General features: G+C 64.9%; 21 protein-coding genes and 1 riboswitch. Of the genes, 18 read left to right on the forward strand and 3 right to left on the reverse strand.

Annotation, left to right across the window (positions count from 1 at the left end; translation table 11 throughout):
• The first annotated feature begins 8 nt into the window (after window positions 1-8).
• From lpdA to P6U31_RS17950, 3 genes are all read left to right on the forward strand, one after another.
• On the forward strand, window positions 9-1,430 hold the full coding sequence (lpdA, locus tag P6U31_RS17940; protein ID WP_407189679.1) for a dihydrolipoyl dehydrogenase: 1,422 nt from the start codon (window positions 9-11) through the stop codon (window positions 1,428-1,430).
• 144 nt (window positions 1,431-1,574) lie between these two features.
• Window positions 1,575-2,816 carry a threonine synthase gene (locus P6U31_RS17945; RefSeq protein ID WP_407189681.1) on the forward strand — a complete coding sequence of 414 codons (1,242 nt, stop codon included), beginning with the start codon at window positions 1,575-1,577 and terminating at the stop codon, window positions 2,814-2,816.
• An 87-nt stretch (window positions 2,817-2,903) separates the two neighbouring features.
• A complete protein-coding gene (locus tag P6U31_RS17950; RefSeq protein WP_407189683.1) occupies window positions 2,904-3,875 on the forward strand; it encodes a tripartite tricarboxylate transporter substrate binding protein BugD in 972 nt (323 codons plus the stop codon).
• Between the two features lie 111 nt (window positions 3,876-3,986).
• Here the strand turns inward: P6U31_RS17950 and P6U31_RS17955 are convergent, their stop codons facing one another.
• Entirely contained in the window at window positions 3,987-6,185 is a 2,199-nt protein-coding gene (locus P6U31_RS17955) for a transglycosylase SLT domain-containing protein (RefSeq protein WP_407189684.1), read from the reverse strand.
• A 322-nt stretch (window positions 6,186-6,507) separates the two neighbouring features.
• On the opposite strand from P6U31_RS17955, the gene P6U31_RS17960 reads away from it, so the two are divergent.
• The 8 genes from P6U31_RS17960 to P6U31_RS17995 all read left to right on the forward strand — a co-directional run bounded on the left by P6U31_RS17960 (window position 6,508) and on the right by P6U31_RS17995 (window position 15,490).
• Window positions 6,508-8,244 carry an adenylate/guanylate cyclase domain-containing protein gene (locus tag P6U31_RS17960; protein WP_407189685.1) on the forward strand — a complete coding sequence of 579 codons (1,737 nt, stop codon included), beginning with the start codon at window positions 6,508-6,510 and terminating at the stop codon, window positions 8,242-8,244.
• A gap of 104 nt (window positions 8,245-8,348) precedes the next feature.
• Window positions 8,349-8,525 (forward strand): hypothetical protein, encoded by a 177-nt coding sequence (locus tag P6U31_RS17965; protein WP_407189687.1) that lies wholly within the window; start codon window positions 8,349-8,351, stop codon window positions 8,523-8,525.
• A gap of 154 nt (window positions 8,526-8,679) precedes the next feature.
• Window positions 8,680-8,892, forward strand: a complete 213-nt coding sequence (locus P6U31_RS17970) for a hypothetical protein (RefSeq protein WP_128925896.1) — start codon at window positions 8,680-8,682, stop codon at window positions 8,890-8,892.
• A 123-nt stretch (window positions 8,893-9,015) separates the two neighbouring features.
• Entirely contained in the window at window positions 9,016-9,267 is a 252-nt protein-coding gene (locus P6U31_RS17975; protein ID WP_407189689.1) for a hypothetical protein, read from the forward strand.
• 119 nt (window positions 9,268-9,386) lie between these two features.
• Window positions 9,387-9,603, forward strand: a riboswitch (cobalamin riboswitch).
• A gap of 113 nt (window positions 9,604-9,716) precedes the next feature.
• On the forward strand, window positions 9,717-11,948 hold the full coding sequence (locus P6U31_RS17980; protein ID WP_407189691.1) for a TonB-dependent receptor: 2,232 nt from the start codon (window positions 9,717-9,719) through the stop codon (window positions 11,946-11,948).
• A 32-nt stretch (window positions 11,949-11,980) separates the two neighbouring features.
• Complete coding sequence (locus tag P6U31_RS17985) at window positions 11,981-12,580, forward strand: hypothetical protein (protein WP_407189692.1); 600 nt, start codon at window positions 11,981-11,983, stop codon at window positions 12,578-12,580.
• A 374-nt stretch (window positions 12,581-12,954) separates the two neighbouring features.
• Complete coding sequence (gene ilvD, locus P6U31_RS17990) at window positions 12,955-14,679, forward strand: dihydroxy-acid dehydratase (RefSeq protein WP_407189694.1); 1,725 nt, start codon at window positions 12,955-12,957, stop codon at window positions 14,677-14,679.
• Window positions 14,666-15,490: a tetratricopeptide repeat protein gene (locus P6U31_RS17995; RefSeq protein WP_407189696.1), complete on the forward strand. Its 825-nt coding sequence runs from the start codon at window positions 14,666-14,668 to the stop codon at window positions 15,488-15,490. Before ilvD ends, P6U31_RS17995 begins: the two co-directional genes overlap by 14 nt.
• 103 nt (window positions 15,491-15,593) lie before the next feature.
• Here P6U31_RS17995 and xth read toward each other — a convergent pair whose 3' ends face one another.
• Entirely contained in the window at window positions 15,594-16,391 is a 798-nt protein-coding gene (gene xth / locus P6U31_RS18000; RefSeq protein WP_407189697.1) for an exodeoxyribonuclease III, read from the reverse strand.
• Window positions 16,392-16,525: 134 nt separating this feature from the next.
• Here xth and P6U31_RS18005 point away from each other — a divergent pair, with 134 nt between their 5' ends.
• Window positions 16,526-18,856, forward strand: coding sequence for an ATP-binding protein (locus tag P6U31_RS18005; RefSeq protein ID WP_407189698.1), 2,331 nt, complete (start codon window positions 16,526-16,528; stop codon window positions 18,854-18,856).
• 100 nt (window positions 18,857-18,956) lie between these two features.
• On the opposite strand, the gene erpA is transcribed toward P6U31_RS18005, so the two are convergent.
• A complete protein-coding gene (gene erpA / locus P6U31_RS18010) occupies window positions 18,957-19,286 on the reverse strand; it encodes an iron-sulfur cluster insertion protein ErpA (protein WP_024342679.1) in 330 nt (109 codons plus the stop codon).
• A gap of 121 nt (window positions 19,287-19,407) precedes the next feature.
• Here erpA and P6U31_RS18015 point away from each other — a divergent pair, with 121 nt between their 5' ends.
• From P6U31_RS18015 to scpB, 6 genes are all read left to right on the forward strand, one after another.
• The gene (locus P6U31_RS18015; RefSeq protein ID WP_407189699.1) at window positions 19,408-20,616 is read left to right on the forward strand and encodes a deoxyguanosinetriphosphate triphosphohydrolase; all 1,209 of its coding nucleotides are present in this window, start codon (window positions 19,408-19,410) and stop codon (window positions 20,614-20,616) included.
• A gap of 9 nt (window positions 20,617-20,625) precedes the next feature.
• Window positions 20,626-22,416 carry an arginine--tRNA ligase gene (argS, locus tag P6U31_RS18020; protein ID WP_407189701.1) on the forward strand — a complete coding sequence of 597 codons (1,791 nt, stop codon included), beginning with the start codon at window positions 20,626-20,628 and terminating at the stop codon, window positions 22,414-22,416.
• Between the two features lie 141 nt (window positions 22,417-22,557).
• Complete coding sequence (locus P6U31_RS18025; RefSeq protein WP_407189874.1) at window positions 22,558-24,114, forward strand: SPOR domain-containing protein; 1,557 nt, start codon at window positions 22,558-22,560, stop codon at window positions 24,112-24,114.
• A gap of 46 nt (window positions 24,115-24,160) precedes the next feature.
• The gene (nagZ, locus tag P6U31_RS18030) at window positions 24,161-25,189 is read left to right on the forward strand and encodes a beta-N-acetylhexosaminidase (protein ID WP_407189703.1); all 1,029 of its coding nucleotides are present in this window, start codon (window positions 24,161-24,163) and stop codon (window positions 25,187-25,189) included.
• On the forward strand, window positions 25,186-26,025 hold the full coding sequence (locus tag P6U31_RS18035) for a segregation and condensation protein A (RefSeq protein ID WP_407189704.1): 840 nt from the start codon (window positions 25,186-25,188) through the stop codon (window positions 26,023-26,025). Before nagZ ends, P6U31_RS18035 begins: the two co-directional genes overlap by 4 nt.
• Before the next feature lie 21 nt (window positions 26,026-26,046).
• Window positions 26,047-26,802: an SMC-Scp complex subunit ScpB gene (gene scpB / locus P6U31_RS18040; protein WP_407189705.1), complete on the forward strand. Its 756-nt coding sequence runs from the start codon at window positions 26,047-26,049 to the stop codon at window positions 26,800-26,802.
• The last annotated feature ends 42 nt before the right edge of the window (window positions 26,803-26,844 follow it).

Below are 26,844 nucleotides of genomic sequence, written 5' to 3' on the forward strand. Positions count from 1 at the left end.
GAGCCGCCATGGCCGATACATCCTTCGACGTCATCATCATCGGCTCCGGTCCCGGCGGCTACGTCACGGCGATCCGTGCCGCCCAGCTCGGCTTCAAGACCGCGATCGTCGAGAAATCCTACCTCGGCGGCATCTGCCTGAACTGGGGCTGCATTCCGACCAAGGCGCTGCTGCGCTCGGCCGAAATCTACCATTACATGCAGCACGCCGGGGATTACGGCCTGTCGGCGGAGAAGGTCTCGTTCGATCCGAAGGCCGTGGTGCAGCGTTCGCGCGGTGTCTCGAAGCAGCTGAACACCGGCGTCGGCTTCCTGATGAAGAAGAACAAGGTCAGCGTGATCTGGGGCGCAGCCTCGATCGATGCGCCCGGCAAGATCACGGTGAAGAAGTCCGATGTCGAGGCGCCCAAGGGATCGCTGGGCGAGGGGACTTACCAGGCCAAGCACATCATCGTCGCGACCGGCGCACGGCCGCGCGTGCTGCCCGGGCTCGAGCCCGACAAGAAGCTGGTCTGGACCTATTTCGAGGCGATGGTGCCGGAGCGGATGCCGAAGTCGCTGCTGGTGGTCGGCTCCGGCGCGATCGGAATCGAGTTTGCCTCGTTCTTCCACACCATGGGAAGCGATGTGACCGTGGTCGAGGTGCTGCCGCAGATCCTCCCGGTCGAGGACGCCGAGATCGCGGGTTTCGCGCGCAAGCGGCTGGAGAAGCAGGGCATCAAGATCATGTCCTCGACCAAGGTGACGAAGCTGGAGAAGAAGGCCGACAGCGTCGTCGCCACCATCGACGACGGCAAGGGCAAGCCTGTCACGACCGAGTTCGAGCGCGTGATCTCGGCGGTCGGTGTCGTCGGCAACATCGAGAATCTCGGCCTGGAAAAACTCGGCGTGAAGACCGACCGCGGCATCATCGTGGTCGACGGTCACTGCAAGACCAACGTCCCCGGAATCTACGCCATCGGCGATGTCGCAGGTCCCCCGATGCTCGCGCACAAGGCCGAGCATGAGGGCGTGATCTGCGTCGAGGCGATCAAGGGCCTCAATCCGCACCCGATGGACAAGAACATGATCCCGGGCTGCACCTATTGCCATCCCCAGGTCGCCTCGGTTGGCCTCACAGAAGCCAAGGCCAAGGAGAGCGGCCGCGAGATCCGCGTCGGCCGCTTCCCCTTCGTCGGCAACGGCAAGGCGATCGCGCTAGGCGAGGATCAGGGCCTGGTCAAGGTCATCTTCGACAAGAAAACCGGCCAGCTGCTGGGGGCCCACATGGTCGGCGCCGAGGTCACCGAGCTGATCCAGGGCTACGTGGTCGCCATGAACCTGGAGACCACCGAAGAAGAGCTGATGCACACGGTCTTCCCGCATCCGACCCTGTCGGAGATGATGAAGGAGGCCGTGCTGGATGCGTATGGACGGGTGTTGAATATTTGACGGACGAGGGCGTCGCCCGCCGCGGTCATTGCGAGCGCAGCGAAGCAATCCAGACTGCCTCTGCGGAAAGATTCTGGATTGCTTCGCTGCGCTCGCAATGACGAGCAGAGAGAGCTGTTTGCAAAACAAGAAGGAAATCACCCCATGCACGACAACGACAACCTCACCATCGAGCGCCCGACCTTCGTCACGCATCTCGAATGCGCGATGGAGGGCGATCATTACGCGGCCGACCAGGTCCATAATCTCTCCAAGGCCGGCAAGCCGCTGCTGGTGCGCTACGACCTTGCGGGCGTGAAGAAGGCGCTGACCAAGGATGCGCTCAAGGAGCGGCCCGGCGACATGTGGCGCTACCGCGAGCTGCTGCCGGTGCGCAAATGCAAGGACATCGTCTCGCTCGGCGAGGTCACGACGCCGCTGATCCGGCTGCCCAAGCTCGGGAAGAAGCTCGGCGGTGGCGAGATCATCGTGAAGGACGAGGGGCGGCTGCCGACCGGCTCGTTCAAGGCGCGCGGCCTCGTGATGGCTGTGTCGATGGGCAAGGCACTCGGCATCCAGCACATGGCGATGCCGACCAACGGCAATGCCGGCGCAGCGCTCGCCGCCTACGCCACCTCGTGCGGCATCAAGACCACGATCTTCTGCCCGGCCGACACGCCGGAAGTGAATGTCAGCGAGATCGAGCTGCAGGGCGCGACCGTCTACCGCGTCAACGGCTATATCGACGATTGCGGCAAGATCGTCGGCGAGGGCAAGGCCAAGGTCGGCTGGTTCGACACCTCCACGCTGAAGGAGCCGTACCGCATCGAGGGCAAGAAGACGATGGGCCTGGAGCTCGCCGAGCAGCTCGGCTGGGACGTGCCGGACGTGATCTTCTATCCGACCGGCGGCGGCACCGGCCTGATCGGCATGTGGAAGGCGTTCGACGAGCTCGAGAAGATCGGCTTCATCGGCTCGAAGCGCCCGCGCATGGTCGCGGTGCAGGCCTCAGGCTGCGCGCCGATGGTGCGCGCTTACGAGGCCGGCACCGAGCACGCGACGCGCTGGGAGGACGCCCACACCATTGCCTCGGGCATCCGCGTGCCGCAGGCGATCGGCGATTTCCTGATCCTGCGTGCGGTGCGCGAGAGCAAGGGCTTTGCGATTGCGGTCGATGACGACAAGATCTCGGCGGCGCTGAACGAGGTCGCGCGCGAGGAGGGGCTCTTGCTGTGCCCCGAGGGAGCTGCCACCTATGCGGCCTACAAGGACAGCCTCGCCGACGGCCGCGTCAGCAAGTCCGATCGCGTGATGTTGTTCAACTGCGCCACCGGCCTGAAATATCCGCTGCCGCCGGTCACCCGCACGCTCGACCGTCACAAGCCGATCGACTATTCGCAGTTCTAGTTTTAGCGCGGCACCACGCCACGAATGATCCCTCTTCCCGTACGCGGGAAGAGCAAAAATAACAATGACATCGCTGGGGAGAAGACAATGACGAAGGCCGTCTGGGCTGCGCTGTTTGCTATTCTCGCTGTGACCGGTGCCGTGCGCGCCGATGAATTTCCCTCCCATCCCGTGACCATCATCGTGCCGTTCGCGGCCGGCGGCCCGTCGGATGCGATGGCGCGCGTGCTTGCCGAGCGCATGCGCGTGTCGCTTGGTCAGCCCGTCGTGGTCGAGAACGTCACCGGCGCGGGTGGCTCGATCGGCGTTGCCCGTGCGGTGCAGTCGCCGCCGGACGGCTACACCATCTCGTTCGGCCATCTCGGCACCCACGTCGCCAACGGCGCCGTCTACAAGCTCAAATACGACCTCCTCGCCGATCTCGAGCCGGTGGTGCTCTTGCCCAGCAATCCCATGATCGTGGTCAGCAAGACCGCGGTGCCTGCGACCTCGCTGAAGGAGCTGATCGAATGGCTGAAATCGCGACCGTCGCCGCCCACGGCCGGCACCGCAGGGGCCGGCTCCGGCAGCCACATCGCCGGCGTCTATTTCGAGAGCGTCTCCGGCATCAAGCTCCAATATGTGCCGTATCGCGGCACTGCGCCGGCCCTGAACGATCTCATCGCCGGCCAGATCGACATCATCGTCGACCAGACCTCCAACTCGATCGGCCAGGTTCGCGCCGGCACCATCCGCGCCTACGCCATCACCGACAGCAAGCGCCTGTCCTCGGCGCCTGACATCCCGACCGCGGAGGAGGCGGGCCTGAAAGGCTTCAACATGACGCTGTGGTCAGGCATGTGGGTGCCGAAGGGCACGCCGAAGGAGATCGTGACGAAGCTCAATGCCGCAGCTGTAGAGGCGCTGAACGATCCCGCTGTAAAGAAGCAGCTCGAAAGCCAGGGCCTGGAGATGACGCCGAAGGACCAGCTCACCCCCGAAGCGCTCGGCACCCGTCAGAAGGCCGAGATCGCAAAATGGTGGCCGATCATCAAGGCGGCGAACATCAAGGTGGATTAGGCGGGGCCTCGTAGGTGGATTAGCCGAAAGGCGTAATCCACCTCTTCTTGTGCTGCGACAAAATGGGTGGATTAGCGCTAATCCACCCAAGGAAGCTGCGCCGCTCGGAGATTACTCCGTCCCCGTCAATCCCGCCGGCATCGCCTTGGCGCTGGCGTCCTTCGTCACCACCCGTTCGTCGCTCTTGCCGGCGAGCATGCTGCTGCCCTCGAACCGGGCGCGATAGACCAGCACGTTCTCCATCACGCGTTGGACGTAGTTGCGCGTCTCCGACAGCGGGATGCGCTCGACCCAGTCGACCGGATCGACATTGGGATCGCGCGGATCGCCGCGAGCTTGCACCCATTCGCGCACGCGGCCGCGGCCGGCATTATAGCCGGCGAAGGTCATGATCTGGTTGCCGCGATATTCCGACAGCAACGCGCTGAGCTCGGCCGCACCCATCTGGGTGTTATAGACGGGATCGGAGACCATCTTGTCCCAATCGTAGGTCAGGCCGAAGCGCTTTGCCGTATCGCGGCCCGCTTCAGGCGTCACCTGCATGAGGCCGACCGCATTGGCCGACGACTTGTCGCGCTGGTCGAATGAGCTTTCGGTGCGGGCCACCGAATAGATCACGCTGGTCTCGATGGCGGGCGCCACCTGCTTATGCTCGGGGATGCCGATGGTCGGGAACGCGTAATGGTCGAGGGCAAGCCCGCGCGCCAGCGCCGATTTGCCAACCTCCAGCATCACGCGCGCATCGTTGCGCCTTCCGGCGAGCTCGCCGAGCGCTTCGAGCGCTGCGACGTCGGTGCTCTCCTTGGCAAAGTCCTCGGCGAAATAGAACACGATGTCGCGCTCGCCGATACCGTAAAGCATGTCGGCAGCGCGCACGCGCTCGTCCGCGGGCGGCGCATCGGCGGCGGCCAGCACCGGTGAGGGCGGCCGCAGCTCGATGCGCTCGAGACCGAGCTTTGCACGCGCCAGCTGGCCGTAATAGGCGGTCGAATAGCGCGAGGCCGCCCGGTAGCTCATGCGTGCATCGGCGGTGGCACCCATCGCCTCGGCGGCACGGCCGCGCCAGTAATGGGCGCGCGACAGCGCGATCGGATTGGCCGAGCCTTCGTCGATCGCGGCGAAGTGCACCATCGCGGTCTTGGGATCGTTCAGAAAGCGCAGCGCGATCCAGCCGCACATGAAGTGATAATCGACGCGATAGACTTCCTTTTCAGGCACCGCGGCCGTGCGTACCACGTCGTAGGCGGTTTTGAACTTGCCCTGGTCGAGCAGCTTGCGCGCCAGCAGGCGGCGCTCGCGCCACCAGGCATCGGTGTCCTGTGCGGCCATGGTGCCGGGTGCGGCGGCCAGGATCGCCTCGGCGGCGTCGTCGATACGGTCGTTCTGCAGGTGCCATTGCGCGCGGCAGAGCACATAGCCGAGATCGCGGCGTTCTTGGGCCGCCACGTCGTCGAGATAATCCTTGGCCTTGCTGGCCTTGCCGGTTACGGCGGCGCAGGCCTTGACGATCGCAAGCGCATCCTCGCCGAGCCGCTTTGCGGCGCGCCGCGCACCCGCATAGTCCTTGGCGCCGAGCCGCTTGTCCATGCGGGCGCGATGATCATCTCCGGTGAGGAGATCGCGGAACGCCTCATAGGCGTCCTCCTCGCTGCGCTCTGACAATTCGTCCGTACGCCAGGCCTCGCGCACCAGCTGCGCAGCCCTGTCCGTGTCGCCTTCGCTCAGCAGCACGCGGGCGAGCGCGAACTTGCCCTTGGCGCTGGTCGGACGATCCATGGTGAATTTGTGCACGGTGGTGGCGTCGCTCTTCTCCTGCCACAGCCGCGCCTCGGCGCGCCGGCGCAGCAGCGCGCTGCTCGGCCAGTCCGGATTGGCGGCGAGGAAGCCGGCATAGCGCTTGAAGTTCGCGGTGCTCTCGGAATGGCGCAGCATGAACCAGTCGGCGAGCTTCTGTCCCGCGGGATCGGCAATGCGGTCGCGCGCGGCGTTCGCGTCCTCCGTCTTGCCCTTGCGCGCAAGGTCGATGGCGTCCTTCAGCGCGGCGAGGTCGCCGGTCAGTGCCGGCGCGGCCGGCTTGTCCGCAGGCTCGTCGTCGTGCTTCTTCGACTTGCGCTTGGCCTCGGCATGCTTGCCGTGACGCGGCTTTGCTGAGGACTTGGCCGCCGCATGACGCTGCTTGCCGGCTTTCGCCTCATGCGTCTTCTTCGGCGCGGATGATTTGTGACTGCTCTTTGCCGCGAGCTCGGTAGGCAGGAAAGCCATTGCGGCCACGGCAACGACACACGCGAGCGAGCGTAGGCACTGGTTCATTCGATGGTCCCCCTGCGAAACCACTACAAACCAAGGTCCGCGACGACATGCGGCTTGAGAATCAAAGACGACACCAAACGATGCCGCGGCATCGTTTCGCATTCCTCACGCTCATGCAACAATGCGGCAAAATACGGATTGGAACTCGGGAACTTCTCTAGGGGCAGAAAGGGCAGCTTCCTTAACCTTTGTTAACGCTTGGGCTTGCGCGTCGCTTCGCAGCGGCTCACGGCGCCATGGACGGACAGATCCGCGTGTTCCCGGGGCCAAATCCGGTGTATTGAGTTCCCCGTTCCGTCCTTCCAGCCTTTGCCCTGCACCTATGCCGATTTTCAATCAGTCGATCCGGCGCAAGATCGTCGGCATCGCCCTCGGCTTGATCGTCCTGATGCTGGTCACCTCGATCCTGTCGATGGTGATGTCGAGCCAGGTCGGCGTCCTGCTCGACGAGCTGACCAACCGCTATATCCCGGCCTATAGCCATTTGGCCCGCGCCAATATCCGCTCGCTGGAGCGGGCGCTGGCGCTGCGGCGAATGATCATGACCAGGATGGGATCGCCGACCGACGAAGAGGCCTATACGACGCGGCTCCGAGACTTCGAGGCCCTGGACCGCAAGTTCGAGGAGGAGGCCGAGGCCGCGCGCAAGCTCATCAACGCGATCATCGACGATCCCAGGACGTATTCCGACAATGCCGCGTTGGCGCGGCTCGACGTCCGGATCGAAAGCGCCGTCACCGAGCTGCGGCGCGATCTGGACCAGGGCAATGCGAGGCTGCTCAGGCAGGTCGAGGCCAAGGACATGGTCGAGGCCCGCGGCACGCTCGAACAGCTCGACACCCTGCGTGATGCGTTCAACCAGAAGGTCGATGCGATCCGCGCCGACATGCTGACGCAGGTCTTCTTCTCGACGGCGCAGGTGATCAGCCGCCAGCATCAGGCGATCGTCATTTCTGGCATCGTGACCTTGCTCGCGGCGATCGTCGGATTTGTGTTTGCGCTCCTGGTGTCCAGCGGCATCACGCGCCCGGTGCGGCTGCTGCTCGCCGGCACCCGCGAGGTCGAGGCGGGCCGCTTCGACAAGACCATCACCGTCTCCACACAGGACGAGATCGGCGAGCTCGCGGCGGCCTTCAACCGCATGACCGAGCAGCTCAGGCACAACGAGCGCATCCGCGAGACCTTCGGCCGCTACATCGATCCCAAGGTGGTGCAGGGGCTGATCGACCGGCCGGAGGTCGCGATCGACGGCGAGCGCCGGGTCATGACCATCATGTTCTGCGACATGAGCGGCTTCACCTCGATGAGCGAGGGCATGACCCCGCGCGGCCTCGTCAAGGTGATGAACCACTATTTCACTGTCATGTCCGCTCCGATCAGGAACAATCGCGGCATCATCGACAAGTATATCGGTGATGCCATCATGTCCTATTGGGGCCCGCCCTTTATCGCGGAGGACGAGCAGGCGCCGCTCGCGGGGCTCGCCGCCATCGAGATGACCGACCAGGTGCCCGCGCTCCAGAGGCAACTGCCGGACCTGCTCGGCATCCGCGCCATGCCGGCGCCATGCGATCTGCGGATCGGCATTGCCACCGGCGAGGTCCTGACCGGCAGCATCGGCTCGGAATTGATGATGAGCTTCACCGTGATGGGCGATGCCGTGAATCTCGCCTCGCGCCTGGAGGCCGCCAACAAGATCTACGGCACCCGCATCCTGGTCTCGCAGGCCACCGCGGAGGCGATCGGATCGCGGCTCGAGCTGCGCGAGATCGATCGCCTGGCGGTCGCGGGCCAGCGCGCGCCGCAGCCGATCTTCGAGGTGATGGCGAAAGCGGGTGCACTCACCGGCGCGCAAGCGAGCTTGCGCGCCCACTATGCCGAAGCGCTCGCCGCCTATCGCGCCCGGCGGTTCGATGCGGCGCGCGCGGCCTTCAACGCGGCGCTTGAAGCCGTCCCGGGCGATGGTCCCTCGCGCATGATGCTCGGCCGCATCGCGCAGTTCGAGACGAGCCCGCCGGACGAGGGATGGGATGGCGCCTGGCGGCTCGACAGCAAATAGGCCGCGCATCGGAAAAATTGATTGCACTCGATAACGATGTTCGCCGTGACCTATTTCCCGGGCTTAGGTTGGATGTCCTTGAGGCGTTTGATGGGGACACGCCGATGACAGACCTTCACGACAGGCTGGAACGGTTCGAGACGCTCACCGCCGAATGCGAGCTGATCGCCAAGCTCGCCACCGACAGCGCCAAGCGCGAGTTCTATCTGAAGCTTTCGGAGCAGTACCGTCAGCTGGCGGTGGACATGCGGCAGGCGATCGCGACCAAGGCTGCGGCCTGAGGCCGGCGGCAATCAATCCGTTCTTAATGTTTGGCGCGCATCCTTGACGGTACGCGAGCGTCGGTGATCGGCGCTCGCGGTGGGAAGACCGGGGTTCGTTGCGGTGCAGCGCGTCCCGTGAGCGTCATTGTGCCGTGCCTGACAGGGCAATCCCATGCGCCTCGTTGCAGTGATTATATTTGCGCTCATGACGGCGGCCTGCGATCAGGAGCAGGACATCACCGGCTCGACGACGCCCGCCTGCCCGATGCGGAACTACAGTTACAATCCCCGCGACCTGAACCAGTGCGTCAGTGCCTGCAAATCCTGTGATCGCGGTACCACGGTCACCTGCACGACCTCCTGCACCCTCAAGGGCGCGCGCTGAGCGCACGCCTGCTGTCTTGCAAAGGGCGCAACCGCGCAACTGGCGGTGCTCGGGCACCGGAACGATTCACTTGGATTAATCATTGGAGGAGCGGGCAGGACGCGGAGTCCGATGGAAATGGGTATGCTGGATCCCGGTCGATTTCTGGTGTCGTGCTCGCATTGCGATGCGTGGCCGATGGCGGCCAATGTGAAGCGGTCGAGCTGGTCGGCGTCCCCGCACGAGGTCCGCTTCGTCTGCACACGCTGCCGCCGCGAGGAAACCGCGATCGTCTCGGCCTCCGGCGAATTGACCCCGATCAAGCGCGTCGATGTTCCGCCGCGCGATGTCGCCGTCGCCTGGGCCCAGGCCCAGCGTTTGCGAGGGCGGGGCTGAACGGCGGCTCGCTTCGTCTTCTCCGCATGCAATTTGGCCTCGCCGTCTTCCTGGCGGGCTCCGGCCGGCCAGAACTTTTCCTTGGCACGACCGGTCGATTGACTCTCCGGCGCAACGACACGTAAATGATCGGCGACGGTTCTCCTCATGGAGATCAAAAGGGAATGTGGTGCGGGATCGTCCCAACGCCGGGATTTGTCTCAACGCCACGGCTGCCCCCGCAACTGTAAGCGGTGAATCTTTCGTCCTGTGCCACTGGGAATCTCGGTCCTGGGAAGGCGACGTTAAGGTCATGACCCGCGAGCCAGGAGACCTGCCGTCAGCCGTGGTCACACGCGAAGATGTCGGTCGGGGAGTACAGGCATTAGCTGCACCGGAGCAACCGATTGCTCTGCCGTGAAGCCTCGTTCGCTGTGACGTGCCACTGACGTCATACCGAGGTTACAATCGTGTCCCGTCTCGTCCCTGCCGCCTGGCGTCTCAGCGCCGGCCTGTTCGCGTCCGTCTCCCTCCATTCGCTCAGTCCATCCTCGGCCTTCGCCCAGCAGGCGCTCGCCGAGCAGTTGCCGCCGATCGAAGTGAGCAAGACTGACGATCAGAACCGCACGCGTGCCAGGGCGACAGGTGACGGCGAGGCGACGAGACACCGGGCAACCGCGCGTGTCGCGCCGGCAGGAAGTGGCGCCGGCTCAACTGGCGCTGAAGCCGTGGCCAGCAACGGCGGTATCGTCGGGGCCACCACGACGGTCGTCACGGCCGCGGATATCGCGCATTCGCCATCGCAGACGCTGGCCGAGATCATCGCGACGCAGACCCCCGGAGCCCAGATCACGACGTTCTATGGCGGCCCGATCGGCGCCAAGACCAGCGTGGACCTGCGCGGCTTCGGCGCCTTTGCCACCGCCAACACGCTGGTGCTGGTCAACGGCCGGCGGCTGAACGACGTCGACATGGCGCAGGTGGACCTCTCCACCATCCCGCTCAATTCCATCGAACGTATCGAGATCACACGCGGCAACTCCGGTGCGGTGCTCTACGGCGACAACGCTGTCGGCGGCGTGATCAACATCGTCACGAAGACTGGCGTCGGAGGGCCGCCCGCGTCCGCGCGCATCGAAGCGGGTTTCGGCTCATTCAACACAGGGCTCGGCAACGTCTCGACCTCGGTCAATTCCGGTCCGTGGTCGACCTCGTTCTACGGCAATGCCGTCAGGACCGATGGCTATCGCGACAACAATCGCTACGCCCAGCAGAACGGCATCGGCAATCTCAATTATACCACGCCCGGTCTGACCGCGTTTCTCACTGTCGCCGGCGACAATCAGGAGCTGCGACTGCCGGGCGGCCGCACCGTCGATCCCTCCATCGGCCTCGACGAGCTCACCACCAACCGGAGAGGAACCAGCACGCCGTTCAACTACGCCAACCAGCAAGGCTTTAGCGCGACAGCGGGCTTCACCAAGACCCTGATCAACGGCGTCGATCTGATCGTCGATGGCGGCGTGCGCGACAAGAAACAGCAGAGTGCGTTCTTCTCCAGCCCGACGCCGGTTCCGGCCTTCTTCACGTCGACTTACGTCGATTCCAATCTGACCAATTGGTCGATCACGCCGCGGCTCAGCGTGAAGAGCCTGCTGCTCGGCATGCCGTCGCAGCTCCTCACCGGCATCGACTATTACGATGCTAGCTTTCAGCAGAACCGCGGCGCGGGGCAGGGGTTCGCCGCCTGGCACAATTACGACCTCAGGCAGCAGACGGTCGCGGGCTATTTCCAGCACACAATGGGTGTGGCGCCCATCACCGACATCTCCTATGGCGCGCGGGTGCAGACCGTCAGTCTTGCAGCACGCGACCGTTTCGCCCCGGCCGCGCCATTCAACGCCGACATCGGCGCGCTGCCGCTGACGAGCAACGAGACCCAATATGCGCTGCATCTTGGAGCCGAGCATCGCTTCAATGACACGGTCGCGCTGTTCGGCCGCGCCGCGCGCGCTTTCCGCACGCCTGATGTCGACGAGCGCTTGTCCTCGGGTCCGTCCTTCGATCCCTTGACCTTCGCCGCGATCCCGCAAACCTTTCAGCTCAAGACCCAGACCTCTTGGGATATCGAGGGCGGCCTGCGCATCGAAGGCGGCGGGCTGCAGCTGCAGAGCAGTCTCTATCTGATGGAGCTCACCAACGAGATCCATTTCAGCCCGGTCCTGTTCTACAACACTAATCTTGATCCGACCCGGCGCTACGGTTCGGAGACCAGCCTGTCCTATCGAGTCAGCGACGCTCTGCTGTTGCGCTCCGGCATGGCCTATACGCGGGCGGTTTTCCGCGAAGGCATCTGGGCGGGCAACGACGTGCCGCTGGTATCGCGCTACACGGCGAGTGCCGGCGTCACCTGGAACATCTGGCAGAATTATCTGGTGCTCGATGCCACTGTGCGCTTCTGGAGCGAGCGGCGCGTGGACAACGATCAGGCGAGCACCCAGAAGCCAATCCCTGCCAATGGCACGATCGACCTCAAGCTCGGCGGCCAGGTTGAGCGCTACTTCTGGTCACTTAGCGTCAACAATGTGCTGAATGCGCTCTATTACGACTACGCCATCGCGAGCACCTTCACCGATGGCCGATTCAGCGCCTATCCGTTGCCCGGACGCACCTATCTGCTCAAGGTCGGCGCAACGTTCTGACCTCTGACATCCAAAGCAGAAGGAAATCACCCATGTGCCCTGACGTCGTGGCTCGCAGTATCCAGCCGTCTCACGGCGGCCGTTCTGGGCTTCACCCAGTCGCGCCGCGCCTTGCACCGATGTTCTGCTTGGCGCTTCTGACGGCGTCATGCACGCTCGCAAGCTTCGCGTTCGCCTGCGCAACGCCGTTCGCGGCCTTCGCCGTCGTCGCCGCGGCGATGCTGCCGCTGCGCACGGCGCTGCGCGTCGTTGCCGGCGCCTGGCTCGTGAATCAGGGCATCGATTTCGGCGTGCTGCATTATCCCGTTGACGCCAGCAGCATCGCCTGGGGCTTCGTCATCGGCGTGGCCGCGCTGCTGGCGACCGCGGCCTCGTCGATGGTGATTGGCCTCCTGTCGCAGGGCCGCACGCTGCTGCTGCTGCTCGCGATCGCGCTCGTCGTCGCCTATGGGACCTACGAGCTCGCGCTGCTCGCCGGGACGCCGCTGCTTGGCGGCGAGGGCGCCTTCACGGCCGAGATCGTGATGCGCATCGGATTGACCTGCGCGGTCTGGCTCGCCGGCCTCGTCGCCGTCTGCGAGATCGTCCGTCTGGTCGGTCCGGCCAGGCACAAAGGAGCGATGTCAGCCTGAGCCGTGCAATTGAAGCTGGCAGAGGGCCGACTCACTTGCGTGCATCTCCTCCAAGCTGAATCTCAGGCGCGCGCCACGCATCGTGAAATCTGAGGTTGTGAGCTGTCATCTTCTTGATGGTATCTTGGTAGCTCCACCCGTGTCTTCCCGGTAACGATTGTGATGTCTCCGCAACACTCGGTTCCGATTTAACCGTCATCACTGGTGGTTCGCATCGCCGCCGCTTTTTGGCCACAGCCGAACATGAATAAAATCACTCTAATGTTTTAAGGGCAGCGGCGGTCCTCGAGGCGACGGAAAAATCCCAAGGTCGATTCAAATCTTGGCTCTGATTTTTCGGGTCTGAAAGGGTCGACCGAGGAAACTGGTTTGCGATGGACGCGAAGACCGACATCAAGCAGAGGCTGCCGAGCCGTCACGTGACGGAAGGTCCTGCGCGCGCGCCGCACCGGTCGTATTTCTACGCCATGGGTCTGACCACCGAGCAGATCCACCAGCCTTTCGTCGGCGTCGCCTCGTGCTGGAATGAAGCCGCTCCCTGCAACATCGCTTTGATGCGCCAGGCGCAAGCGGTGAAGAAGGGCGTGGCGTCGGCCGGCGGCACCCCGCGCGAGTTCTGCACCATCACCGTGACCGACGGCATCGCCATGGGGCACGACGGCATGCGCTCCTCGCTGCCGTCGCGCGAATGCATCGCCGATTCCGTCGAGCTCACTGTTCGCGGCCATGCCTATGACGCCCTGGTCGGGCTCGCCGGCTGCGACAAGTCGTTGCCCGGCATGATGATGGCGATGGTCCGTCTCAACGTGCCCTCGATCTTCATCTATGGCGGCTCGATCCTGCCCGGCAATTTCCGCGGACAGCAGGTCACCGTGCAGGACATGTTCGAGGCCGTCGGCAAGCACTCGGTCGGCGCCATGTCGGACGAGGACCTGGACGAGATCGAGCGCGTGGCATGCCCCTCGGCCGGCGCCTGCGGCGCGCAGTTCACCGCCAACACCATGGCGACCGTCTCCGAGGCGATCGGTCTCGCGTTGCCTTACTCGGCCGGTGCCCCGGCACCGTATGAAATCCGCGATGCCTTCTGCATGACAGCGGGCGAGAAGGTGATGGACTTGATCGCGTCCAACATTCGGCCGCGCGACATCGTGACCCGCAAGGCGCTCGAGAACGCGGCTGCCGTGGTCGCCGCCTCCGGCGGCTCCACCAATGCTGCGCTGCACCTGCCGGCGATCGCGCACGAGGCCGGCATCAAGTTCGACCTGTTCGACGTCGCCGAAATCTTCAAAAAGACACCATATGTCGCGGATTTGAAGCCGGGCGGCCGTTATGTCGCCAAAGACATGTTTGAAGTAGGTGGCATACCGCTTCTGATGAAGACGCTGCTCGACAACGGCTTCCTGCACGGTGATTGCCTTACCGTCACGGGCCGCACGATCGCCGAAAACCTCAAGAGCGTGAATTGGAATCCGCACCAGGACGTGGTGCACCCGGCGGACAAGCCCATCACCGTGACAGGCGGTGTGGTCGGTCTGAAGGGCAATTTGGCGCCAGAAGGTGCGATCGTGAAAGTCGCGGGAATGTCCAACCTCCAGTTCACCGGTCCGGCCAGGTGCTTCGACCGTGAGGAGGATGCTTTCGAGGCGGTCCAGAAGCGCACCTACCGCGAAGGCGAAGTCATCGTGATCCGCTACGAGGGGCCGAAGGGTGGTCCCGGCATGCGGGAAATGCTCCAGACCACCGCGGCGCTGACCGGCCAGGGCATGGGCGGCAAGATCGCGCTCATCACCGATGGCCGCTTCTCCGGCGCCACCCGCGGCTTCTGCATCGGCCATGTCGGGCCGGAAGCCGCCGTCGGCGGCCCGATCGGGCTGCTCGAGGACGGCGACATCATCGAGATCGATGCGGTCGCCGGTACCCTTAACGTAAAATTGAGCGACGCCGAGCTCGCCCAGCGCAAGACCAAATGGAGCGCTCGCGCGACTAACCACACGTCGGGTGCGCTCTGGAAATATGCTCAGCAGGTTGGACCAGCGGTCGGGGGGGCAGTGACCCATCCGGGCGGCGCGCACGAGAAACAGTGTTATGCGGACATCTAGGCGTGCCATAGTTGCGTTTGTGTTGGGAGCCGGTGCGCTGGCCGCGCCGGCGCTCGCCTTCGACGGCGCACCGGTCAACAAGGATGCGACCATCCCTGTCGTGACCACCTTGCCGGGGACCGCCGCGACCGTGCGCAGCAAGGTCGCGCCGGCGACAGTGCCCCAGGAAACCTCGCTCAGCGCCCTGCAATATGCCGCCGAGGGCGGCCATCCGATCGCGCAGTGGAAGCTCGGCCGCATGTACGCCAATGGCGACGGCGTCGCCCAGGACGATCTGCGCGCCTTCGAATATTTCAGCCGGATTGCCAATGCGCATGCCGAGGACAGCCCGTCGGCACCGCAGGCGCAGGTTGTCGCCAACGCCTTCGTCGCGCTCGGCCGCTATTATCTCAGTGGCATCCCGAACTCGAAGGTCAAGTCGGATCCCGAGCGGGCGCGGGAGATGTTCTCTTATGCGGCGTCCTATTTCGGCAATGCCGACGCGCAATACGATCTCGCACGGCTCTACCTGAAGACGCCGGACGCCTCGCGTGAGGATTTCCGCTACGGCGCGCGCTGGCTCGGCCTTGCCGCGCAGAAGGGCCAGCACGAGGCACAGGCGCTGCTTGGCCAGATGCTGTTCAATGGCGACCGTCTGCCGCGGCAGGCCGCGCGCGGCCTGATGTGGCTGACCCTGGCGCGCGACAGCGCCGGGGCTGAAGAGACCTGGATCAAGGAAAGCTACAACCGCGCCTTTGCCAAGGCCTCCGACGACGACCGCGCCATGGCCTTGCAAATGCTGGAGCAATGGGTGCAGGGCCGTAGGGAGTAATCACGACACGCAGTCATTCCGGGGCGGCTCGAAGAGCCGAACCCGGAATCTCGAGATTCCGGGTTCGATGCTTCGCGTCGCTCCGGAATGACCAATCTGAAGTCTACGCCGCTTCCATATCCAGGTCGGCCCAGACCGGCACGTGGTCCGACGGCTTCTCCCAACCGCGCACATAGCTGTCGATCCCGACATTGGCGAGCTTGTCACTCGCCTGCGGCGACAGCAGCAAATGGTCGATCCGTAAGCCCTGGTTCTTCTGCCAGGCGCCGGCCTGATAGTCCCAGAAGGTGTACAGCCCGCCCTCGTCGGTGACGGCCCGCAAGGCGTCAGTGAGGCCGAGACCGAGCAGGGACTGAAAGCTCTCCCGCGTCTCGGCCTTGAACAGCGCGTCCTCGGTCCAGGCGGCCGGATTGTGCACGTCGCGAGCGTGCGGGATGACGTTGAAGTCGCCGGCGAGGATCAGCGGCTCCTCGGCCTTGAGACGCTCCTTCGAATATTCAAGAAGCCGCGACATCCATTTGAGCTTGTAGGGATATTTCTCGGTGCCCACCGGGTTGCCGTTGGGCAAATAAAGGCAGGCGATGCGGAGGACGCCGCGCTTGAGCGTCACCACGCCCTCGAGGAAGCGGGCGTGGGCGTCCTCATCGTCGCCGGCGAGCCCCGACTTGGTCTCGTCGAAGCGGAGCTTGGAGAGCAGGGCGACGCCGTTGAACGTCTTCTGGCCGTGCGTCACGACATTGTAGCCGAGCGCCTCGATCTCCAGCCGCGGAAAGGCCTCGTCGACGCATTTGATCTCCTGCAGGCAGACGATGTCCGGCTGGCACTCCTTCAGCCACGTCAGCAGCAGGTCGATCCGCTGCCGGACCGAGTTCACGTTCCAGGTGGCAACTCTGATGGGCATTGGGAGGGCTCCAGGCGGCGGGCCATGGTTAGAACAAACTGCCAACGCGCCCGTCAAGGATGCCGCAAAATCTCCCACAAAATTAACCCGGCTTAAGCAGGCGGCAGGCCATTGATCGACAAAAGGTTCCACGGATGGGATGGCCGCACAAATCCATAATGCGAATTGAGCCGCGCGACGGCGTGGTCGGCGTGTTGCTGCATTGGCTCGGCGGCTTCGAGATCGAGGACGGCCTGACCGCTGGACTCAGCGAGCGCGAGCTGCGGCGCATCCGCGCCAAGCAGATCGACGCGGTCACGCAGCTGATTCCGGTGACGATGGCGGTCACCATGCTCAACGTCGCCATCGTCCTGATCCTGTTCTGGGGCAGGGGCTGGAACGACTTCCTGGCGATCTGGGGCCTGACGCTGGCCGCCACCGCCTCGCTCGCGGTCCGCTCGTGGCGGCGGTCGCACCAGAACCCGCCGCAGGAGGCCTCACCTCGCGCCGCGCAGCAGATGCTGCGACAGGCCTTTTTCCTCGCCGCGATCTGGGGCACGCTGCCGCTTGCTTTGTTCAGCCGCATCGAGCCGACCAGCCAGTTGATCCTGGCCTGCCTCATGGTCGGCATGATGTCCGGCGGCGCCTTCACGCTCTCGACGTTCCCGCGCGCCGGCCTGGTCTATCTCGCCACCATGACGGTCGCCTGCGCCGGCGCGCTGCTGCTCTGCGGTACCGGGCCGTACCTCGTGACCTCGGTGTTCCTGCTGCTGTTCGCGTTTTTCATGGCGCGCAACATCGTCTCGCAGGGCAATCTCTTCCTTGGCAATCTCAAGGCCCAGCTCGAGCTGGAGCGGCAGACCGAGATCATCTCGCTGCTGCTGAAGGATTTTCAGGAGAACGCCAGCGATTGGCTGTGGCAGACCGATGCCGACGGGCATCTGCTCGACGTCCCCGAGCGCTTTGCCGCAGTCGCGCAGATGCCGCTGCCGCTGCTGAAGGGGGCATATTTCGCCGACGTGCTCGACATGCTCTGCCCAGAGGACAAGTCCGCCGCCTACAACATCGTCGGCCTGATGGAGCAGGCCGAGCCGCTGCACGAGATGAACGTCAAGGTCGTCGCCGGCGGCGAGGCGCGGCTGTGGTCGCTGACGGCAAAGCCGGCCTATGACCGCGAGGGACAGTTCCTCGGCTATCGCGGCTTCGGGCGCGACGTGACCGAGCGCTGGCGCGCGGAAAAGGCCGAGGCCGAGAGCCGCGCCAAGTCGGATTTCCTCGCAGTGATGAGCCACGAGATCCGCACGCCCATGAATGGCGTGCTCGGGCTTGCCAGCATGCTGCTCGAAACCAAGCTCGATCCGGAGCAGCGCGAGGCGGTCACCACGATCCGCGAGTCCGGCGACAATCTCCAGCGCATCCTCAACGACATCCTCGACCTCTCCAAGCTCGAGGCTGGACGCTTTCAATTCGAGGCAATCGACTTCGCCCCGCAGGCGCTGGTCGAGACAGTCGCGAACGTGGCGCGCGCCAGCGCCAAGACCAAGGGGCTCGCAATCAAGGTCGCGCTCGATCCGAATCTGCCGCCGACGCTGCGCGGCGACGTCGCCCGCATCCGCCAGGTCCTGCTCAACCTCGCTTCGAACGCCGTGAAGTTCACCGACGAAGGCGAGGTGAGGATATCGGCCACCTGCCAGGCCCGCCGCGACCTGCTGGCGACGGTCGAATGGACGGTGACCGACAGCGGCATCGGCATCGCCCCGGAAAAGCTCGGTCAGCTCTTCAGCGACTTCGCGCAGGCCGACGCCTCGATCAGCCGCCGCTTCGGCGGCACCGGTCTCGGGCTTGCGATTTCCCGGCGCATCATCGAGCAGATGGGCGGCACCATCGGCGTCACCTCGACGCCCGGGGAGGGCTCGACCTTCCGTTTCACGCTGGTGCTGCCCTGGAGCCAGGCGCAGGCATCGGAGCAGACGGCCGGCCGCGACGAGGCCGATGAACTCAATGCCCGTATCGCCAGCCTCGATCGGCCGCTGAAGGTGCTGGTCGCGGAGGACGATGCGGTCAACCGCATGGTCGTGAGCAAGATGTTAGGGGCCTTCGACGTCGAGCTGCGGGTCGTCACTGACGGGACCGAGGCGGTCGCAGCAGCCTCCGAAGGCGAATACGATGTCGTGCTGATGGACGTGCGCATGCCCGATATGGACGGGCTCGCCGCCACCCGCGCGATCCGCGCCCAAGGCGGACGCTTCGCGGCCTTGCCGATCATCGCGCTGACTGCCAACGCCTTCCCCGAGGACGTCAGGATCTGCCGCGAGGCCGGCATGTCGGACTTCATCGCCAAGCCATTGCGCAAGCCGGCGCTGGTCGCAGCCTTGCTGCGCGCGCTGGACGGCCACACGATGTCGGAGGACGCGCCGCTCCAGCCGGAACTGGCGCCGGTCGACATGGAGTGGACGGAGGAGGAAAGGCAGATGACCGGCGCATAAGCGCGCTAAAGCATGATCCGGAAAAGTGCGAAGCGGTTTTCCGGAAAGATCATCGCAAACAACAACCTAAAGCCCGATGACGATTCATCTGAATCGCGCTTTAGACCGAGAAACTGGTCCCGCAGCCGCAGGACGCCGTCGCGTTGGGGTTGTTCACGCGGAACGAGGCGCCGATCAGGTCGTCGACGAAATCCACCTGCGAGCCCGCCAGGAACGGTTGCGAGGCGGAATCGACCAGCACCACAGCATTGTCCTGCTCGATCACGAGGTCGTCGTCGGTGCGAGCACGGTCGATATCGAACTTGTACTGGAAGCCGGAGCAGCCGCCGCCCTCGACCGAGATGCGCAGCATCGCGCCAGATCCTTCGCCCTTGAGGATCTCCCCAATGCGGCGTGCGGCGCGGTCGCTGATGGTCACGGCAGTCGTCATGGTCGGTCTCCGATCGTCCCGCGGTCACACAAGGGTCTTGCCCATTTCATTTGGTATCCCGCGTCCGGCATAGTTAAGTGCAAGAATACGCAGAATCAAATGGATAGGGACTAAATTCGTCGTGTCCGTCGGAATGGCAGCCCCCCGCGCGCCCTATGCCTGCGATCCCGACCGCAGCCGTGGCCGGCTGGTCGCCGAGCCGCCGAGCCGGACCCGCAGCCCGTTCCGGCGGGATTGCGACCGCGTCATCCATTCCACCGCCTTTCGCCGCCTGAAGTACAAGACCCAGGTGTTCGTGTTCCACGAGGGCGATCACTACCGCACTAGGCTGACCCATTCGCTGGAGGTGGCACAGATCGCCCGTGCGCTGGCCCGGCAGCTCGGGCTGGACGAGGACCTCACCGAAACCCTGGCGCTGGCCCACGATCTCGGCCACCCCCCGTTCGGCCATGCCGGCGAGCGGGCGCTGGACGCCTGCCTGAAGGATTTCGGCGGTTTCGACCACAACGCTCAGACGCTCCGCGTCGTCGCCTCGCTTGAGCATCGCTACCCCGAGTTCGACGGGCTCAATCTGACCTGGGAATCGCTCGAGGGGATCGTCAAGCACAACGGTCCGCTGACCGATCGCAGCGGCGCGCCGGTCGGGCGCTATCGCGAGCACGGCATTCCCGTCGGCATCGCCGACTATATCAAGACCTACGATCTCGAATTGTGGAGCTTCGCCTCGCTGGAGGCGCAGGTCGCAGCGCTTGCCGACGATATCGCATACGACGCGCACGACATCGACGACGGCCTGCGCGCCGGCCTGTTCCATCTCGACGATCTCAAGGTGATGCCCTTGACGGCGGAGATCATCGCCGGGATCGCCGCCCATTATCCCGATCTCGAAGATGTCCGGCGCGGTGCCGAGTTGGTGCGTGAGCTGATCTCCCACCTGATCAGTGCCGTGTTTGAGGAAGCGCAGAAGAACCTCGCTGCGGTGAAGCCGCGATCGGCCCAGGACGTGCGCCAGCAGAGCCGGGCGCTGGTCGCGTTCCCGGCCGAGGTCGCTGAGGAAGAGGCCGCCATCAAGACCTTCCTCTACCAGCACATGTATCGCCACAAGCGGGTGATGCGGGTGATGGGGGAAGCGGAGCAGATCCTGTTCGACCTGTTCGCGAAATACCTGAAATCCCCTGGCGAGCTGCCGCCGGAATGGCTGCTCGGGGCAGAGGCGGATGACGAGGGCGACCGGGCCCGCCGGATCGGCAATTTCATTGCCGGGATGACCGACCGTTTCGCCTTGACCGAGCACCAGCGGCTCTTTGACTCGACCCCGGATTTGCGTTAGGCGGCGGCCATGCCCCAGACCTCCTCATCCCTGCATCTGTTCGCCGACGTGCTCGCACGCGTGCACGCCGCCTGCCGCGCGCTTGCGAAGGACGGCAACTGGCCCGAGGGCATCGATTTCTCGCGCGTGGTGGTCGAGCCGCCGCGCGACGCCTCCCATGGCGACATGGCGACCAATGCCGCCATGGTGCTGGCGAAGGAGGCCAAGGCAAAGCCGCGCGATCTCGCCGAGCAGATCGCCGAGCGGCTGCGCGCCGATGCGCTGATCGCCAAGGTCGACGTCGCCGGCCCCGGCTTCATCAATCTGACGCTGAGGCCGACCGCCTGGGCCGAGGCTCTGCGCACCGTACTGCGTGAAGGGGCCGACTACGGCCGTGTCCGCGGCGGCTCCAAGGTGAACGTCGAATACGTCTCGGCCAATCCGACCGGGCCGATGCATGTGGGCCATTGCCGCGGCGCCGTGTTCGGCGACGCGCTGGCGAGCCTGCTCCAGTTTGCAGGCCACGACGTCACGCGTGAATATTACATCAACGACGCCGGCGCCCAGGTCGACGTGCTCGCGCGGTCTGCCTTCCTGCGATATCGCGAGGCGCTCGGTGAGGACATCGGCGCGATCCCGGAAGGGCTCTATCCCGGAGACTATCTGAAACCGGTCGGGCAGGCCCTTGCGAAGGAGCACGGCGACAATCTGCTCGCCAAGAGCGAAGCCGAGTGGCTGCCAACCGTGCGCGCCAAGGCGATCACCATGATGATGGACGAGATCAAGGACGATCTCGCCGCCCTCAACATCCGCCACGACGTGTTCTTCTCGGAGCGCTCGCTGATCGAGACCGGCAACAACAAGGTTGCCGAGACCATCGATTTCCTGAAAGCCAAGGGCGATATCTATGAAGGCCGCCTGCCGCCACCGAAGGGCGCGCCGGTCGAGGATTGGGAAGACCGCGAGCAGCTGCTGTTCAAGGCGACGGCTTACGGCGATGACGTCGATCGTCCCCTGATCAAGTCGGACAATTCCTACACCTACTTCGCCTCCGACATCGCCTACCACAAGAACAAGTTCGACCGTGGCTTTGCCGAGATGATCGACGTCTGGGGCGCCGACCATGGCGGCTACATCAAGCGCATGCAGGCGGCGGTGAAGGCGACGACGTCGGGCAAGGGGTCGCTCGACGTCAAAATCGTCCAGCTCGTCAAGCTGCTGCGCAATGGCGAGCCGGTGAAAATGTCGAAGCGGAGCGGGGACTTCGTCACCTTGCGTGAGGTGGTGGATGAAGTCGGCCAGGACGCCGTCCGCTTCATGATGCTCTACCGCAAGAACGATGCGGTGCTCGACTTCGACCTCGCAAAGGTCATGGAACAGTCGCGCGACAACCCGGTGTTCTACGTCCAATATGGTCACGCCCGTGGCCACTCGATCTTCCGCAACGCCCGGGCGGAGGTGTTCCCGGAGCTGCCGGAGGACGCCGGTCAGCGCATCGCATGGCTCGCTGAGTCGGCGGTGGAACGGCTCTCGGACCCTGTCGAGCTCGACCTTCTTAAGCGACTCGCAATTTATCCGCGCATGCTGGAGGCCGCCGCCGCGGCCCATGAGCCGCATCGAATTGCCTTTTATCTCTATGATTTAGCCAGCGAATTTCACGCACTTTGGACGAAAGGGCGGGATTTGCCCTATTTACGCTTCATTATCAATAATGATGCAGATCTTACAAAGGCGCGACTGGCCATGGTCCAGGGCGTCGTCTCGGTTCTGGCATCGGGCCTCGCCATCCTCGGCGTCCATGCTCCGAACGAGATGCGGTAGTTTGGGGCGAACTACTTAAGGGGATTTGTTGGGGGTACCGGCAGAAGCCGGATCGCTGAGACTTGGTTGAATGCCTTGTGGGTCGAAAGCCGTGCCTTGGTCGAGGGGCGCGCGGCTTTCCCGAAGGGACGCATCATCACGATGGCCGAACGATATCAGGACAGACCGTTTCCTTCCGATGACTATGGTCGCGGCGGCGACCAGCATGGCAGGACGGAAAGCGATCCCTTAGCTGAGCTTGCCCGCCTGATCGGACAGACCGATCCGTTCGCCGCGCAGTCGCGGCCCGGTGTGCGTCCGCCGGCTGCTCTTGCGCCGGCGCAGAGCTATCACGACGACGGCTATCGCCAGGACGATTATCAGCAGGACGATGCCGAGCCGGCCCCGCTGCCACCGCCCGGGCCGCCCTCATGGATGCGGCGCGCCAATGTGCAGCCGCAGCCGGCGCCAGCCTCCGAGCCCGACTATCCGGTCTCCGTCAACCCGATCCATCCGTTGCATCGCTATTCAGCCCAACCCGCGGCGCCGGCGCCTGAACCGCGTCAGTCGCAGGCCTATCCGGACCACGCTTATCAGGATCAGGCTTACCAGCCGGATCAGGCCTACCAGCAGCAAGCCTACCAGGAGCCGCATCAACAGCCGGATCCGTCGCGCTACGACGATGCGCTCTATGGCCGGCTCGAGGCGGGCGAGCAGGACTATCAGCGCGATCCGGCCTATCCCGACGATCCCTACGCGTATCAGAGCGACTATCCCGACGCAGAGGCCGACGACGAGCCCAAGAAGCAACGCGGCGGCATGATGACGGTCGCGGCGATCCTGGCGCTGGCCGTGGTCGGCACCGGCGCGGCCTTCGCCTACAAGACTTACGTCGGCTCGCCCCGCAGCGGCGAGCCGCCGATCATCAAGGCCGACAACACGCCGACCAAGATCGTGCCGACGCCGACGGATTCCTCGGCCAAGGTGCCGGATCGCATGGTGAGCGGCGACGGCACCGAAAAGATCGTGCCGCGCGAAGAGGCGCCGGTGGACGTCAACGCCAAGGCAGGTGGTCCTCGCGTCGTGTTCCCGCCGCTGAACCAGAATGCGAACCCGCCGTCGGTTGCGAGCGTGTCGCCGTCTGCGGTGCCGCCGCCGAGCGCGACCGCGAGCAATGGCACGCTGCCGAACAATTCGCCGCGCCCGATCAGGACTGTCGCGGTGAAGGGCGATCAGACCGATAGCGGCACGCCGCAATCGGCCGCTGCCGCCAAACCTGCGGCTGCACCCAAGCCTGTTGCTGCGCCCGCCGCACCGGCCGCGCCGCGCAATCCGCCGACCTCGGCCAATGCCAGCGCGAACCAGCCGATGTCGCTGGCACCGCAATCGGCTCCGGCCACCGAACCCCCGCAGCGGATGGCGGCGACGGCTCCGACCCAGCTGGCACCCGCCAGCAGCGGTGGCGGCTACATCGTGCAGGTCTCCTCGCAGCAGAGCGAGGAGAGCGCCGCCGCGTCGTACCGCGTGCTTCAGAGCAAGTATGGCAGCGTGCTCGGCTCCCGTTCGCCGGTGATCAAGCGCGTCGACCTGACCGACAAGGGCAAGGGAGTCGTCTACCGCGCCTTTGCTGGGCCCTACGGCTCGGCGGAGGAGGCGACGCACGCCTGCAACAGCCTGAAGTCCGCCGGCTTGTCAGCCTGCTTCGTCCAGAGGAATTAACGGCCGTTTCCTTGACCCCCTCGCGGGTCAGGGTTAATCGGCCGTTATGAGCACGCGGGCCTTCATTACCGGCGTATCCGGAACGGAACTGACCGCCGTCGAGCGGGAGTTTATCCGCGACCAGCGCCCATGGGGCTTCATCCTGTTCAAGCGTAATGTCGCAACGCCAGCCCAAGTCGCTGCACTGGTTGCGGAATTGCGGACAGTGGCCGGCGTCGCTGACGCTCCCGTGCTGATCGACCAGGAAGGCGGACGGGTGCAGCGGCTGGGCCCGCCGCACTGGCCGGTCTATCCCCCGGGTGCCGTTTTCTCGACTTTGTACGACACTGATTCGGCCCTCGGGCTCGCCGCGGCGCGCCTCTCCGCCCGCCTGATCGCAGCCGATCTCGCCGATCTCGGCATTACCGTGGACTGCCTGCCGCTGGCCGACGTTCCGGTGCCGGGCGCCGATGCCGTCATCGGCAACCGGGCTTACGGCACCGAGCCAGCGAAGGTTGCGGCCATCGCGCGCGCCGTCACCGAAGGGCTGGAGCAGGGCGGCGTGCTGCCGGTGCTCAAGCACATTCCCGGCCATGGCCGGGCTACCGCCGACACCCATTTCAAGCTGCCGACGGTCGATACGCCGAGGGATGAGCTGGAGCGGACCGACTTTGCCGCGTTCAAGCCGCTCTCGGACCTGCCGATGGCCATGACTGCACATGTTGTGTTTAGCGCGGTCGACCCCGCCCATCCGGCGACGACATCTGCGACAATGATTGCTGACGTGATTCGCGGCGCAATCGGGTTCCAGGGTTTGTTAATGAGTGATGACGTGTCGATGAACGCGCTGTCGGGGAATATCGCCGAGCGGACCCGCGCCATCTTCGCGGCCGGCTGCGACGTGGCCCTGCATTGCAACGGCAATATCGACGAGATGCGTGCGGTAGCCGGTCAGACCCCTGAGCTGTCGGGCCGGGCGCTGGAGCGGGCGAATGCCGCGCTCGCTGCGCGCAGGGCGCCGCAGCCGCTCGACCGCGCCGCCGCGCGCGCTGAGCTGGACGCATTGATCGCACGGGCAAATACGGCATTCGCATGACCGCAGAAATTCTATCTTTCGAGACCGGGCGGCCCGCAGAGCTTGCCGAGGGTGAGCCGGCGTTGGTGGTGGACGTCGAGGGCTATGAGGGCCCGCTCGACCTGCTGCTCGCGCTGGCGCGGCAGCAGAAGGTCGACCTCGCCAAGATCTCGATCCTGGCGCTGGCCGACCAGTATCTTCACTTCATCGAGGCGGCGCGGAAGATCCGGCTCGAGCTTGCCGCTGACTATCTCGTCATGGCGGCATGGCTCGCCTTCCTGAAGTCGCGCCTGCTACTGCCCGAGCCGCCGAGCGCGGAAGGCCCGAGCGCCGAGCAGATGGCCACCGCGCTCGCCAACCGCCTGCGCCGGCTGGAGGCCATTCGCGAGGCCGCCAACCGCCTGATGAACAGGCCGCAATTGCAGCGCGACATCTTCGCGCGCGGCGAGCCCGAGCAGATCGCCGAGATCAAGCATCCGAAATACACGGCGACGCTGTACGACCTGCTCACCGCCTATGCCGCGCAGCGGCAGTCGCGCGTGCTGGCGAGCGTGCATCTGGCCAAGCGTACGGTGTGGTCGCTCGCCGAAGCACGCGCCACGCTGGAGCGGCTGGTCGGCAGCATCAGTGAACAGGATGATTGGGGCGTGCTCGACGACTTCCTGATCCGGCATGTCGCCGATCCCTCGCAGCGCGCGACCGTGTTCGCTTCGAGCTTTGCCGCGGCGCTCGAACTGGTGCGCGAAGGTCAGCTGGAGCTGAACCAGAAAGAGGCGTTTGCGCCCATCTATTTCCGGAAGGGGCGTCCTAAACCGGTTCCGGACGCAGCTCCTGCGCCTGATGCGCCGGTCGGTTAAGTGCAAGAAGGAGAATCTGCCATGGCAAGCCTGGCTGAAGTGCGGGTAGAAGAGGCCGAGCCGATGGAGAACGAAACCCAGGCACGTCCCGAGGAATTGCGGCTGCTGGAAGCCCTGCTCTTCGCCTCGAGTGAACCGCTGGATACCGCGACGCTGGCCAAACGCATGCCCGAGGGCGTCGACGTCAAGGCCGCGCTCGAACAGCTCCAGGCCGACTACGCCTTGCGTGGGGTCAATCTCGTCCGCGTGGCCAACAAATGGACGTTCCGCACGGCCGGCGATCTCGCCTGGCTGATGACGCGGGAGAGCACCGAGACCCGCCGCCTGTCGCGCGCTGCCATCGAGGTGCTGGCGATCATCGCCTATCACCAGCCGGTGACGCGCGCGGAGATCGAGGAGATCCGTGGTGTCGTCACCTCGAAGGGCACGCTCGACGTGCTGCTGGAGACCGGATGGATCAAGCCGCGTGGCCGGCGCAAGACGCCCGGCCGTCCGCTGACCTTCGGCACCACCGAGGAGTTCCTGTCGCAGTTCACCCTGGAACAGCTCGGCGATCTGCCGGGCCTCGAGGAGCTCAAAGGTACGGGATTGCTGGATTCGCGCCTGCCGACCGGATTCAGCGTGCCGACACCGTCGGATGATCCGGCCCTGCGGGAGGATGAGGATCCGCTGGAACCGGGTGACGACCTCGATCTCGCGCTCGCGCCTGCGGTCGAGCCCGAGAGCCCGCCGGAAGGCGGCAATGAGGGTGGCGGCGAGGGCGGCACTGAGGAGTGACGTGCCGGCGAAGTACGGGCCCTGCGACAGTTAACACTAGCA

Source organism: Bradyrhizobium centrosematis, assembly GCF_045571495.1.
In the GTDB taxonomy this organism is placed as follows: domain Bacteria; phylum Pseudomonadota; class Alphaproteobacteria; order Rhizobiales; family Xanthobacteraceae; genus Bradyrhizobium; species Bradyrhizobium centrosematis.

What these genes read in the sequence shown, in the direction of transcription:
- P6U31_RS18005 (WP_407189698.1), top strand. Translation starts at nt 16,526, where the DNA reads ATGGGATGGCCGCACAAATCCATAATGCGAATTGAGCCGCGCGACGGC.
- P6U31_RS17955 (WP_407189684.1), bottom strand. Translation starts at nt 6,185, where the DNA reads ATGAACCAGTGCCTACGCTCGCTCGCGTGTGTCGTTGCCGTGGCCGCA.
- P6U31_RS17975 (WP_407189689.1), top strand. Translation starts at nt 9,016, where the DNA reads ATGCTGGATCCCGGTCGATTTCTGGTGTCGTGCTCGCATTGCGATGCG.
- P6U31_RS18025 (WP_407189874.1), top strand. Translation starts at nt 22,558, where the DNA reads ATGGCCGAACGATATCAGGACAGACCGTTTCCTTCCGATGACTATGGT.
- P6U31_RS17985 (WP_407189692.1), top strand. Translation starts at nt 11,981, where the DNA reads ATGTGCCCTGACGTCGTGGCTCGCAGTATCCAGCCGTCTCACGGCGGC.
- erpA (WP_024342679.1), bottom strand. Translation starts at nt 19,286, where the DNA reads ATGACGACTGCCGTGACCATCAGCGACCGCGCCGCACGCCGCATTGGG.
- P6U31_RS17970 (WP_128925896.1), top strand. Translation starts at nt 8,680, where the DNA reads ATGCGCCTCGTTGCAGTGATTATATTTGCGCTCATGACGGCGGCCTGC.
- P6U31_RS18035 (WP_407189704.1), top strand. Translation starts at nt 25,186, where the DNA reads ATGACCGCAGAAATTCTATCTTTCGAGACCGGGCGGCCCGCAGAGCTT.
- P6U31_RS17960 (WP_407189685.1), top strand. Translation starts at nt 6,508, where the DNA reads ATGCCGATTTTCAATCAGTCGATCCGGCGCAAGATCGTCGGCATCGCC.
- P6U31_RS17995 (WP_407189696.1), top strand. Translation starts at nt 14,666, where the DNA reads ATGCGGACATCTAGGCGTGCCATAGTTGCGTTTGTGTTGGGAGCCGGT.
- argS (WP_407189701.1), top strand. Translation starts at nt 20,626, where the DNA reads ATGCCCCAGACCTCCTCATCCCTGCATCTGTTCGCCGACGTGCTCGCA.
- xth (WP_407189697.1), bottom strand. Translation starts at nt 16,391, where the DNA reads ATGCCCATCAGAGTTGCCACCTGGAACGTGAACTCGGTCCGGCAGCGG.
- scpB (WP_407189705.1), top strand. Translation starts at nt 26,047, where the DNA reads ATGGCAAGCCTGGCTGAAGTGCGGGTAGAAGAGGCCGAGCCGATGGAG.
- P6U31_RS17945 (WP_407189681.1), top strand. Translation starts at nt 1,575, where the DNA reads ATGCACGACAACGACAACCTCACCATCGAGCGCCCGACCTTCGTCACG.
- P6U31_RS17950 (WP_407189683.1), top strand. Translation starts at nt 2,904, where the DNA reads ATGACGAAGGCCGTCTGGGCTGCGCTGTTTGCTATTCTCGCTGTGACC.
- ilvD (WP_407189694.1), top strand. Translation starts at nt 12,955, where the DNA reads ATGGACGCGAAGACCGACATCAAGCAGAGGCTGCCGAGCCGTCACGTG.
- lpdA (WP_407189679.1), top strand. Translation starts at nt 9, where the DNA reads ATGGCCGATACATCCTTCGACGTCATCATCATCGGCTCCGGTCCCGGC.
- nagZ (WP_407189703.1), top strand. Translation starts at nt 24,161, where the DNA reads ATGAGCACGCGGGCCTTCATTACCGGCGTATCCGGAACGGAACTGACC.
- P6U31_RS17965 (WP_407189687.1), top strand. Translation starts at nt 8,349, where the DNA reads ATGACAGACCTTCACGACAGGCTGGAACGGTTCGAGACGCTCACCGCC.